11 protein-coding genes are annotated in these 11881 nt (G+C 50.5%); 3 read left to right on the forward strand and 8 right to left on the reverse strand.

Going from position 1 to position 11881, the window contains the following annotated elements:
• On the reverse strand, positions 1–184 hold a 184-nt coding region (locus HOK28_14875), incomplete at its 3' end, for a ribulose-phosphate 3-epimerase (GenBank protein MBT6434379.1).
• Positions 185–256: 72 nt separating this feature from the next.
• Entirely contained in the window at positions 257–1639 is a 1383-nt protein-coding gene (locus tag HOK28_14880) for a cyclic nucleotide-binding domain-containing protein (GenBank protein MBT6434380.1), read from the reverse strand.
• 93 nt (positions 1640–1732) lie between these two features.
• Here HOK28_14880 and HOK28_14885 point away from each other — a divergent pair, with 93 nt between their 5' ends.
• On the forward strand, positions 1733–2698 hold the full coding sequence (locus HOK28_14885) for a WYL domain-containing protein (GenBank protein MBT6434381.1): 966 nt from the start codon (positions 1733–1735) through the stop codon (positions 2696–2698).
• Positions 2695–3672 (forward strand): WYL domain-containing protein, encoded by a 978-nt coding sequence (locus tag HOK28_14890; GenBank protein ID MBT6434382.1) that lies wholly within the window; start codon positions 2695–2697, stop codon positions 3670–3672. The genes HOK28_14885 and HOK28_14890 overlap by 4 nt, the downstream gene beginning before the upstream one ends.
• On the opposite strand, the gene HOK28_14895 is transcribed toward HOK28_14890, so the two are convergent.
• The 3 genes from HOK28_14895 to HOK28_14905 all read right to left on the reverse strand — a co-directional run bounded on the left by HOK28_14895 (position 3651) and on the right by HOK28_14905 (position 7797).
• Positions 3651–4619, reverse strand: a complete 969-nt coding sequence (locus HOK28_14895) for a hypothetical protein (GenBank protein MBT6434383.1) — start codon at positions 4617–4619, stop codon at positions 3651–3653. The genes HOK28_14890 and HOK28_14895 overlap by 22 nt on opposite strands.
• A gap of 140 nt (positions 4620–4759) precedes the next feature.
• Complete coding sequence (locus tag HOK28_14900) at positions 4760–5422, reverse strand: thioredoxin family protein (GenBank protein ID MBT6434384.1); 663 nt, start codon at positions 5420–5422, stop codon at positions 4760–4762.
• A 104-nt stretch (positions 5423–5526) separates the two neighbouring features.
• Complete coding sequence (locus HOK28_14905; protein ID MBT6434385.1) at positions 5527–7797, reverse strand: MMPL family transporter; 2271 nt, start codon at positions 7795–7797, stop codon at positions 5527–5529.
• 109 nt (positions 7798–7906) lie between these two features.
• Between HOK28_14905 and HOK28_14910 the strand changes: the two genes are divergently transcribed.
• Positions 7907–8356 carry a hypothetical protein gene (locus HOK28_14910; GenBank protein MBT6434386.1) on the forward strand — a complete coding sequence of 150 codons (450 nt, stop codon included), beginning with the start codon at positions 7907–7909 and terminating at the stop codon, positions 8354–8356.
• 21 nt (positions 8357–8377) lie between these two features.
• Here HOK28_14910 and HOK28_14915 read toward each other — a convergent pair whose 3' ends face one another.
• The 3 genes from HOK28_14915 to HOK28_14925 all read right to left on the reverse strand — a co-directional run.
• Positions 8378–9847, reverse strand: coding sequence for a hypothetical protein (locus tag HOK28_14915; GenBank protein ID MBT6434387.1), 1470 nt, complete (start codon positions 9845–9847; stop codon positions 8378–8380).
• A 185-nt stretch (positions 9848–10032) separates the two neighbouring features.
• The gene (locus tag HOK28_14920) at positions 10033–11031 is read right to left on the reverse strand and encodes a response regulator (protein ID MBT6434388.1); all 999 of its coding nucleotides are present in this window, start codon (positions 11029–11031) and stop codon (positions 10033–10035) included.
• A 223-nt stretch (positions 11032–11254) separates the two neighbouring features.
• On the reverse strand, positions 11255–11881 hold a 627-nt coding region (locus HOK28_14925), incomplete at its 5' end, for a tetratricopeptide repeat protein (protein MBT6434389.1).

The following is an 11881-nucleotide window of genomic DNA, read 5'->3' on the forward strand; positions in this document are numbered from 1 at the left end:
ATGAGTGCTTGCGAAGTGCTTTGATAACGGGTGGGCCGAAAGTCAGGTTTGGAACGTAATGCCCGTCCATCACATCGATGTGGGCCCAGTCTGCGCCCGCCGCTTCGATGGCATGCATTGCATCCGCGAGTTTTCCAAAGTCAGCAGATAGAATAGATGGAGCAATAACTGGTGAATTCGCCATAATTGATTTTACCTTGCGTTGGTGAGCCCTATTGGATGTGCCGGGTACTAAATCGATTGGTTCCGGACAAGCCTAAAGCACCATTAAATCTTCATCAGCCACGGCTTCAGCAACCTGATTCATCTGACGCATCTGTTCAAGACGCTCTTGTGACATATTTTGAATCCACTCGGAGAAGGTTGGGTTGTCGGCGGTCACTTCTAGAAATTTTTCTTTATCTAAAAAGAGAGCACCAACTTTATCTCTTGCTGTTACCGTCGCCGATGTTTTTTGTCCCTGAACCAAGGAGATCTCACCAATGACATTGCCTGGGCCCAGTGTGGCGAGCAGAACGGTTTGGCCGTCCTCAACAACGGTCACTTCAACGCGCCCCGTGGCAACCACCCAAACGCCGCGGCCTTGCTCACCGGCTTGAATCAAAACACTCCCAGGTTGAAAACCAACAGGCTTAAAGTCGTCGAGAAGCATCACTCCCGTGACATAGTCGAGTTGTTTAAAAAGAGGAGAAGAGTTGTAGAGATTGGAAAGGAGTCGTTTGTAGCAGTAAGTGCGCAGTTCAGTTGCGATTGCTGGGTGCTCCTTGGCGATGGCTCCAAGGTCTGCACGAGAAAACTCAACATACTCCATGTCTTCGTGGGCTTTGACGCTGGCAGAGCGCTTGGAAGCCGTGAGGAGCGCCATTTCGCCAACCACCATCCCGGGGCCGAGCTTGGCGATATCTTCGCCGCCTTGCACAATCATGACGTGGCCACTGGCGACGACCATCATGGTGTCGCCGGGTGCGCCTTCTTCAATAATAACGGCACCGGCTGAGACCTTACGGTACTGCAGTTTGGGCACTGTTTTTAGAAAGCTCGTGGTACTGAGTTTGGAAAAAACGGGAACAGGCAAGGGAATACAAGCTTCTTCGCTTGGAGGAAATTGTAGCCCGGCTTGGGCGATGGCTTCCCAGCGCGCATCCGGCTCAAGTGCCAGGAGCGTCTCGGCTTGCACAGCGTCTGGGGTTTCTGAGGGGGTCAAAGGCGGCGGAAGATCGGCCATGTCTGGGTTTTCTTGGCCTCGGGCGTGGATGGTTTCGAGAGCTTGGGTAAGCCGAGGATCGGCTGGGGCGTGATTAAGTGCATGTCTGATCACCACCAAAGCTGAGAGCAACTGGCCCAAATGCATGAGATGATTTGCCAGCGCGACGAATATTTTAAGCGCCAGTGCGGGCTGACCAGCATCGCCAAGGCTCACGGCCAGAGCGCGGCGTTTCCCGTGATCGTTGGGGTTTTCGTGCACCCATTGGGCCAAGTAAGCCGCGGCCCGGTCAGGATGTCCGAGAGCGAGACTTTGATCGATGCGATGCTCTAATTCAGTTGTCGTGGTCATAGGCAAAGATTCACCTGTGAGCCGGGCCGGGTCAAGAGATCTAGGTGAATTCCAGAGGCCTTGGTCCGTTGCGCTCTCGGCCATCTTAGTGCTAATCCCGCCTGTATGAGTGCTGCCCGAACCGAGCGACTGCTGAACTTGCTTACTTTGCTGTTAAATTCGCGGCGGCCCATATCTTTGCGTGAAATTCGAGAAATGGATGAGTTTGCGGCCTATCGCACTTCAGACCCCAAAAGTGGTGAGCGTGCTTTCGAGCGCGATAAGGCTTCCTTGGTGGAAGCGGGCATTCCTCTCAAGTGGTACTCTCCCGAAGAACTCGATGATGAAGAAGGCGTTGGCGGCTATGTGATTGACCGCAACGAGTATTACCTGCCCGAGCTTCAGCTGGATGCCAGTGATTTAGCGCTGCTCTCGATTGCAGGCGCGGCTGCGGCCGCCATTGATGGATTCCCGGGCCGCTCCGCCGTGCTTCGTGCACTTGGAAAACTTGGGTTTGATACCGGCAGCGACCAACGCCCGACGGCTATTGCGCATGCGCCGATGCGTGCCGATGTGGATGCTAAGCTTGTGGGCCGCAACTTGGAGACACTCCATGGAGCGATTTCTCGAAGGTGCCAGGTCGATTTGAGTTACCAGAACCGAAAAGGTGAGGCGACCACTCGGCGCATCGATCCTTATGGTCTCTACTACCGCCAAGCTCTTTGGTATTTGGTTGGGTATTGTCACCTGCGAAAAGAAGAACGCACTTTTCATTTAGGCCGCGTGGCAAAGATTGAAATTGCCAAAGGCCAGCGAGGCAGTGGTTATTTCGAAGTCCCAGAAAGCTTCAGCGTTTCTGAGAGTGCTCGGCGGCGGCCTTGGGAATACCCGCAACACGATCCGATTCAAGTGCGTATTAAGTTGGCAGCCAGGTTGGTACCCGCCATCCCTGAGCTTTTTGGAAGCCAGGTCAAAGTTCTTGAGAAAGATGAATCGAGTGCGCTCATTGAGCTAGAGGTCTGGAACCGTGGTGCTTTGATTGAAGCGGTATTGCCTTTTGGCGCTGCTGCCCAGGTTTGCGAGCCGGCTGAACTCAGAGCATCCATCGGTGAAATTTATAAGTCTCTTGCTCAGCGTTACAGCGATGTAGGAGGCCAAGCATGACCCAGCGTGACCGCTTAGGCCGTTTACTTTTTATCGTGCCCTACGTGGCACAGCGTGAGGGCGTGCCGGTTCAAGAACTGGCGCAGCTTTTGGGTGTGCGTGCCGGGCAACTTGAAGCAGATATCAGTTTACTATCAATGGTAGGCCAGCCTCCGCTCACGCCAGACCACCTCATCGATCTCTATATCGAGGATGATCTGGTTTATGTTCATCTCGACCAAAACTTGGACCGGCCCTTAAGGCTTACCCACGACGAAGCACAAGCTCTTGTTCTTGGTGCGCGTTTGGTAGGAGATTTAGGCGGTTTGGGTGAAGCGCTTATGGGTGTGGTGGGGCGTATCGCTCAGCATTTAAGTACGCCTGAGCAAGAGATTATTTCGGCTTTGGCTCAGAGGGTGAGCGTTGCCGATACCGGTGATGACGAATTTCGACCTGTTGCTATTTTGAGACGCGCGATAGCCAATCGCAGTGTCATCGAAATGGAGTACTACTCTGCTTCAAGCGACCGTTTAAAATCTTACACGCTTTGGCCCCTGACTTTGATCAGCCACAGCGGGGTTGAGTATATGGTCGCCCTTGATCAGGGCGCCGACGGTCAAGAAAAGCTTTTTCGCTCTGATAGAATTGGCGGCGTTCAAGAGCTGGACCACTGCTTCGCTGAAGATGTTGAAGTGGATTTAGAAAAGTTTCGAACCCCTGAGATTTATTCTGGTAATGAAGGCATCGGGACCACGGTGGTTCTGCGAGCAGAAGTTGCGCGTGAGGCTCGGGAGCGATTTCCTGAGCGTGACATCACTGAGAATGCAGATGGGTCGATTACGGTGAGTCTGCTTACATCGAGTGCAGCGTGGCTTGCCCGGTGGGTGTTACCATTTGGCATGAATGCTGAAGTGCAAGGACCTCAGGAGCATCGTGATGTGCTGGGCACATTGTGCAAAGAAGCTGCTGAGGCTTATAAGTCGCCGGTAAAGTAAAAACCAAATCCTAAAAGAAATGGCATCTCCAACTGAGAATTTTCTGTTGGCATGCGCAGGTACACTGGTATCTTTATACTGAGTTCTGCAATGAGCCCATTTCCTATGACCAGCGAGGAGCGAACACCGGCCAGTATCCCAGTGCGACCGGAGTTGCGGCTCTCAAAGCCTTGCCACTTTGCTTGGGTTTCATGTTGCACTTGAGTCAAAGCGGTTAATGTCCAATCGTCTGTTCCAAAGTTTGAACCTACACCGGCTCCACCGGTTATTATTGTTGGTGCAAGGTACTGCCCCGAGTCATAGGGGTCCCAATCATACATCTCATGAAATTCTCGGCCTTCGGGAGGTAGGTATTCCTTAGATCCCGTTTCCAAAAAAGGAATAATGGCACTGAAGCTACTTTCCACAAAACCCCAGTCCATGCGCAAAGAAGCATTGATTCCAAGTGTGGGAGCAGGCATGCCGCGCCCAAAAAACATATGCTGGTGCTCATCTTTCCACATGCCCACAATTTCGGGATTATCCACCACGTTGCCTGTAGGTACAGTGATGCCAAAGGTTGTGGATACAAACCAGGAGAGCTTTGAGCTGAACTGTCCGCTGTGGCGTGTGATTGCTGAAAGGCTCAGGTCGCCTGGGCCAAAGAGGGTTTCATCTCGGTGGTGACCACTCACAAAGTTTTCGATGATATCATCGTTGGCATCTAAGAATCCTGCGTCGGAAATCACGATGCGGATTGGAAGCATGAGCCTGACGCCAATCCAATCATTAAAGTAATAGCTACCGCCCAGGCTTAGATTGACCAGCGTGAGGTTGAGTTCGTGTTTAGCCGCTTGGATACAGTTGCCGGTACCCTCGGGGCAGTATTCATATTGCATGGGTGAAACGTCGTGACCTGTGCGAACAAAGCTCACCGTACTGGAGAAATCCACCATGAAGTCTGGCATGTTGCCAGTGCGGCCTGTGATGCTGGAACCTCCGCCCGGGAGGTTTGGGTTGCTTCAGCCTGCTCAGCCAGCGCCGGCCAAGGTGATTTGGGGCCAAAGAATCGCTAAGAAAAGTGCAATCCACCAGGGTTTAAAGAAGTTCATTTGTGCTCATTCTTTACGTTGAGTAGTTTTTTCAATTCTTGCTTTTTATAGCCCGAGAGCCGAGTTATTTCATTGCCATTGGCGTCGAAAATAATCATGTATGGGATCTCGGTGGCTTCCTGAAGGTAATGTTTTGCCAGGCCTGAATCCCAATCAACGATGTCGAGTTTTCTGAGTGCTATGTCGGTGCGGTGCTGAAGAAGCTCACCAAAAAATTCATCGGCTGCGCGGCACGGTCCACACCAAGTTGCAAAGAAGTCCACAACCGTAATTTTTCCTGGCACAAGGTGTTTGTTGATATCGACCATTTGTCCGGGTTGCGTGATTGTTTTCACGTCGATGGTTGTTTGGAACTCTCTCATACTGAGGTAGCTGCCTTGGCCGCCTCCGACTTGAATTTTATATTGGGTCCATTCGAGGTTTTTAACGATTTCTTCAGGATTGGTGAGTTCTGCATCATATTCGAAGTGCACTTCAGCATTTTGCTTATTGAAGACTGGTTTCTTCACGTTGGGCGCTTCGGCCAGCTCATCCACCATCATAAAGCCGCAGCTTGCGCAGTCGATGTCTTGAAGTGAAATCACACCGGGCTGGTAGTGAGCACAGCCACCAAGCAAGAGCAGTAAGAAAGTTAGACTGGGCCATGAGCGAAAATGCATGCAGTTCTCCTGAACGAGCGGGTAGCACTGTAGTGTTCTTAGAGCAATAATACCCACATTTCAACAAGTCATGAAGTGTTTAAGTGGAAGGGGGAGGGTATTCTCTAAAACTTGGGCTTTATCAGGTACATAGCGGAGGGGAGGACCAATAAGTCCGCTACAAGAGCGAGCAGGACCACAATACTTGTGACCCCACCAAAGTGAATATTCGGCGTAAAGCTTCCAAGGAGAAGGATTAAAAAGCTGATGGAGAGGATAATGCTGGTGACCGTAATGGGGCGACCCACCTCTGTGATGGTTTCTGCCACCGCGGTGGCCATGGAGTGATCGCTGTAGAGTTTACGGCGAAAACGCACCAAGAAATGAACCGTGTCATCAACCACCAATCCCAGAGCAAGTCCACCAATCATCACCGTGCCGGGATCAAGAGGGATGTTGAGTGCACTCATCACACCCAGGCCAACACAAATTGGAGTAAAATTCGGAATCATTGAAAACAAGGCGAGCTTGAACGATCTGAGCAAGGCCCAGAGCATCAGCGTGATGATAATAAAGGCCACCAGAAAACTCTTGAGCTGACTCTTTAAGAGGTACTGCTCCATGCTGCTCATCAGCTTTATGAAGCCAGTTAAAGAAATTTTAACGTCTTCATTTACGAATTTTGTCTTCAGCTGCTTCTCAAGCTCCGGGACACTCTTGGCAAGTTCTTCGGAATTGGTGAGCTTCACTCGGCCGGTCATCCTTGAAACGGAGTAATCATCTTGAACCGTTGATTCAAAATTTTCAGCACCTTCCATGAGTAAGAAAAGCTGTGCGGTCATGGCCCGTGTGTCTGGAAGCTGGGGCCCGCCCTGTGGCTTATCTTTGAGAACGTGGTGGAGCGCTTTGATACTGTCCATGGGAGAAACAACGTGGTTGATATCGGTATTGCTTTCAAGCCAGCTTTCAACGCTCTCTAGGTGTTTAAGATTCTCTGGTTCTTTAAGGCCCCCGGGTTCGGTTTCCACTAAGATTTCGAAGGTAGCGGTTCCACCAAGCATAGCATCGATGTGGCTGGTATCTTTTCGTATGGCTGAATCTTCTTTGAAATAGAGAAGGGAGTTGGTGCCGATACTCATTTGGCTGATTGCGTAAATAGAGGCAAGAACCAAAACCACCGAACCCGCAAGTACGATGATGCTTCGGTTGATGCTTTCCGCACTGAGCCAGTTTAAGAACCGAGCGATAAAGTCTTCTTCTTGCTGAAGATGAAATTTGGCATCGGGCGGCCGGACGAACATAAGAAGAATCGGTCCGAGGGTAATACTTAGTACAAATGCTGAGGCCACGCCGAAGGCGGCCATAAAGCCGAATTCACGGATAGGTTGAAGCTCGGCCGTAGACAGTGCCAGCATGCCTGCCATGGTGGTTGCGGTGGTGAAGAAGCAAGGCACTAAAAGCTCGGCCGTGGATTGTAGGGCGGCCTCTTCACGCTCAAGACCGCGGCGCAGAGCATGGTAAAACTCCGAGAGGACGTGAACCGAATCAGCAATGCCGATGGCGAGGATAATGGGAATCAAAACGCCGGTAACCAGAGTAAACCGAAGGTCCAAAGCGGCCATGAGTCCAAAGGTCCAAAGCATGGAGAGGACTACGACCGTTAAAGGCACCACCACGGCTGAGAGTCTGCGAAATACTGCATAGGTCATCAAGATGACCATCAAGGTCACCAGCGGTCCGAAGAGTGTAGAGTCTCGAAAATTAAGTTTGTAAAATTGCTCGTCGATGATGGGCGCGCCAGCCAGCGCCATATCTATTTGAGGTGTTTTGTGTTCATCCATAATGGCCCGCAAAGCTTCGGCCATTTCTATCTTACCGATGAAATCGCTTTTGGCGTCTTGGAGTTCGACGATGATACTGGTGGCCGTTCCTTTTGGGTTGGTGAAGTTTTCAACAAGCATTGGATCTGCAAGGATTCGCGCTCTGAGTTCACCGGCCTCTTGAGCTGATTGGGGGAGTTTATCCACCAAGGGGCCCACAAAAACATCGATACCGCTTCCTTGAGGTACTTCCACATTGGTCACCGAGATGACTCGGTGAACATTGGGCGCATTTTCTGCGGCCCGGGTCATGGCATCGATTTTTTCTAGGGATTCTTTGCTAAACACATCGTCGCTGAACACCGCCATGATCACCACTTGCTCGGCTTCGAAGCGCTCGAGAAAGCTGCGGTAGTTTAGGATGCTTTGGTCGTCTTTGAGAAACCAAACTTCGATGCTTTGGTCATATTGGAGCTGAAGGGCGAAATAGCCCGCACTCGCTGTAATAAGCCCCAGCAAAAAAACCACGAGAGCTTTTTGCTTAAAAATATGTTGAACTAAACGACGCTCCCACATGATGCGGCACCAAATCGTTGATAGACCGACTTGTCAATATCTTCTCTGCGGTAGACGTTATCTTAATTATTTGTCATTTTTAGACGTAGCATTGAAAAAGGAGAGCCTTATGGCCAGACGACCCTCAGTTCACGAGCAAATTATCAGCCGAAAAGCGCCCAAACCTGTGGGCCCGTATGTGCACGCGGTGAAAGTTGTCAATCCAGGTGCGATGCTTTTTGTCTCGGGACAGATTCCGATCGAGTTGCCCAGTGGAAAAGTATTCACGGGAGATATCAAGAAGCAAGCAGATCTAGCTCTGAACCACATGCGTAATATTGTTCAGGATGCTGGGTTTTCGATGGATGAAGTTGTGAAGTGCACAATATTTTTAACAGACATGGATAACTTCAGCGCGGTCAACGATGTGTATCAAAAATTTTTCGTGGGCTCAGCCTTGCCGGCACGGGCAGCGGTTGAAGTCTCTCGTTTACCAAAAGATGTTGGCGTCGAGGTGGAGTGTGTGGCGATGAAGCAAGGAGCATCACCTGACCAATTGTTTTCCGGTGCGGGGTTTTAAGTGCGGCCTAATGAATAGAGGTTAGGCTTTGAGCCGCTTTTGCCACTTACGCTTGGCAAGTTTTTGAAGCCGTTCAGCTGCTGCCTGTCCAGTGAGGTATTCACCCTCCACACCGAGTCCTGGTAAAACATCTCTGCCAACGTGCAGTAGGTTTTTAAAACGCGTTTTGAGATTTCTACCGATGATACCAAGAGGTGCACGAGACTGTGGGCTGTAACCAGGCTGAATCAGAAGCGAGCGGGTATCGCGCTTATCGCTTGCGCTTAAGTGGTCAACGGCCCGGCTAAAGCTTGAGGCGACAATCTGGTCTTGGATAAAGGGTGCCACATCTGCGAGTCGTTCCACCATCGCTAGGCCAAGAGCTTCAGGGTTTTTCGAATTGTGCAGCGCTTCATCATCAATGCGTTGACTGATGCTGACCACGGTGTGGTCTGGGTCGTGACGTTTATTCAGTGCTACGCCAGAACGCCACGCTGGTGAGAGTGTCATATAAAGTGGCGTTGGAGCATCGGCGAGGAGAATCTGCTTCTCTAAGCCTTCTGGTACCGCCTGCGTTCGGACCACCAGATTGAGGGTGACGACGCCGCCTGTGATTGGCACACGCTCTGGCTTTTTAAGATAGCCTTTAGAGGCATGGGGTTCTGGCAAGGTCGAGTCGAGTTGAATGGCCGTGTTGGCAATAAAGAAATCACTGGAATACGAATTTTTGTCGCCGGTCAAAGTAAGGCGGCTTAATCGGCGTTTCTCAACCTCAATCGATTCAATTTTTTTGTCGCGTCGAAATTCAACCCCAAGTGACTCAAGGTGCTTATCAAGCATCGTATCGAATGGTTTATCGAGCGACCGAGGACATTGGGTTTGCGTGAGGTAGAGGCCTTGCAGTCGGCTGTAGCCAAGACCTGTTGGGTTTTGAAGGTAACTGAAAAATATGGGTGGATGCTCAATGACAGGTCCGAGCATATCCAGACCTTCAAGGTCGATTTGAGAATTGGCGGATGCTTCTTGTAATTGCCATTGGCGCCGTACCAGCCAGCTTTGGAAAAATCCCCAAGGCGTCAGGTTAGGGCTTGCAGCAAGGTACTTGTCCATCTCGATATCTCGCTCGGTAAGCGCTTGCCACAGTATTTGAGAGCGTTTGACTACTTCCGGGATCTCTCTTGTAAGCTCACGAGATCTTGCGAGTGTATCAACATGCAATTTAAATCGTTTGCGGACCATCGCGATTTGCAGAGAGTTGTCTTCGGAGCCCATCATCACCGGAGGGGCAGTGAAATTGATGCTGCGGTGGATGTTCTTAATGGCAGCGGACGCTTCGTGATTGGGCGCCGGAAGAGTGTGGCGGGGCAGTAGCCAGCCTTGGTCCTCATAAGTGGGAGAAGATTCACCCTGATCGATGACGAGCACACGCCGACCGGCTCGGGCAATCAGCCCTGCAGTAATTCGGCCCGCGAGTTGGCCGCCGATGACTATGACATCAAAATGTTGAGCCACGTCTTGCCCGTCCTGGTTTCATGGACGCACTTGTTGCTCCATGTCGTTTAGAGGCTATTAATGAATTCTGAATAAGGTAGCAACGGGCTAGAAACAATCCGTTGCGTTCATAGGTAGATAGTTGGCAGATTGGGTAAACTTGAAGTGAGCTGAACTTGAGTTTCGTAGCTACTCACGTGCCGGTTTTAGTTAAGCTTCCACCACTTTTTGCGGGCCTGTGGGGTGGTCGTTGAAACGGCTCCCTCAAAGGACTCGCTATCAAGCTTCTCAATTTGGTGGCTCGCCGCAATAGCGTTCCAGTCGGTATCGGTTCCCCAGCCCTCGTCCTTGATAGTTGGTAGCTCCATATTGGTAAGCTTGGGCTCGTTATTGACCTCATCGAGCATCGTATCATTCATTAGAAATACTTCAGAGGTGAGGTTATGGCGCATCGTATCTTCGTGCAGCGCGACCTGAAGGTCTTCAAGCTCTTTGATGGAGAGTGGCTGTACTTTAGGTTGATAGTGCAGGCATTCGTGAAGCGGGATATCGAGCCTAGCTGCAATTTGGGTTCGTCCAGGCTGAATATGAATGATGCCTCGGTCGGTATCGAGCAGGGTTCTCAAGGCACGTCCTGGCTTTAAGCCTTGCACTTGAGCATCCACAATGGAGCCGGCTCGAACGGTAATATTACCAATGGTTCCTGTGGCATTTTTAACGCTTAAAGTTGCGTCATGGCCACCAAGCTTGGATATGCACTCTTCCCAAGGTGTATCAATCAGGCTGGTTCTATAACCGGGCTGAGTTGTCTCAAGATGCGTTTCAAGCTCGCCTACAAGATGGTGAACCTTTGAGATGATGTCGTCGATGAATGTGGGCTTAACAATGTAGTCGGTGGCGCCCACGCCGTGTGCTTGATGCTTACCAAGCTGGCCGGTTTCTCGGGTTAGGAAAACCACGGGTACATTGGCCATTCGGGGATTTTCTCGAATACTTTTACAAAACTGGAGGCCATCTACTTGGGGTCCGCGAAGCTCAGTGAGAACGAGCTTGGGAGGAAGCATATGTAGCTTTTCGGTGGCGTCCATATTGTCGGAGGCAGAAAGCACGCAGAATCCAGCACGGCGCAAGGACACTTCCATACAGCGTCTGCTTTTGGCGTCGTGATCCACTAGAAGCACGTTTGGTTTACCTGATTCGAGCATGGAGTTCCTCCTGGTTGGCCAAAGCTATGCGCAGGTCTGCGACTGTCTGACCATGTAGGACAAGTCTGAACAACGGGTACCGACCTGTCAAGTCACGGACACTTCTACTTAAAATAAGCAAAACTTGTTCGTACGTTGATTATCTACGAGATCAGCGAAATTGTTAGTTTTTGGCGGATTTTTGGGCAGAAAGCCCGAAGATCATGACGCGTCGCGTAAGGGCTTAACCCTTCTTACCTAACGTTTTTTTTTTATTCTTCTCTTTGCTCAAGCGTTTTTGAACTTCTTTGAGCTTGCCCCGGGCAGCTTTAAGCAGCGGCGACTTCTTGTGATTGGAAACGATTTCATTGAAGAAGATATTGGCATCTTCCAAGTTTCCGATTTCCATCGAGCATGATCCGATTCGGTAATAGGCGTCATCGGCCATGGCGCCCTTGGGGAAACGGTCAACAACTTTGATGTATTCTTGAAGCGCGTTTCGATACTTCTTGTTTTGAAAATAGGTTTCACCAAGTGTGAAAAATGCCTTGTCGGTAATGCCTTTGGATTTTGGGTAGCGGCGGACAAGATCTCGGAATACGCCGCGCGCATCTTGAATCTTACCGTCCTTCACCAAAGCTTCACCGTAAGCGAGAAGTTCTTTTTTACCCTGAGGTGGCTTTTTAGCCTTGGGCTTAGGACTCGTAGCCTTAGTGACTGTTGTTGTTTTGGTTTTAGTTTTGGTCTTAGCCGGCGCTGCTTTTTTCGAGCTTACCTTTTTGGTGCTTCGTGATTTTGATGAGGTTTTGGTAGCAATCGGTAGAGCATTTTGCTCTTTCTCTAAGCTCTCAATTCGAGCAACTAAACTTTG

The organism is Deltaproteobacteria bacterium (assembly GCA_018668695.1).
Classification (GTDB): Bacteria; Myxococcota; XYA12-FULL-58-9; order XYA12-FULL-58-9; family JABJBS01; genus JABJBS01.

Bases quoted from the DNA above. Each gene is read 5' to 3' on its own strand.
- HOK28_14880 (MBT6434380.1), bottom strand. From the start codon at position 1,639: ATGGCCGAGAGCGCAACGGACCAAGGCCTCTGGAATTCACCTAGATCT.
- HOK28_14890 (MBT6434382.1), top strand. From the start codon at position 2,695: ATGACCCAGCGTGACCGCTTAGGCCGTTTACTTTTTATCGTGCCCTAC.
- HOK28_14895 (MBT6434383.1), bottom strand. From the start codon at position 4,619: ATGCCAGACTTCATGGTGGATTTCTCCAGTACGGTGAGCTTTGTTCGC.
- HOK28_14900 (MBT6434384.1), bottom strand. From the start codon at position 5,422: ATGCATTTTCGCTCATGGCCCAGTCTAACTTTCTTACTGCTCTTGCTT.
- HOK28_14905 (MBT6434385.1), bottom strand. From the start codon at position 7,797: ATGTGGGAGCGTCGTTTAGTTCAACATATTTTTAAGCAAAAAGCTCTC.
- HOK28_14910 (MBT6434386.1), top strand. From the start codon at position 7,907: ATGGCCAGACGACCCTCAGTTCACGAGCAAATTATCAGCCGAAAAGCG.
- HOK28_14920 (MBT6434388.1), bottom strand. From the start codon at position 11,031: ATGCTCGAATCAGGTAAACCAAACGTGCTTCTAGTGGATCACGACGCC.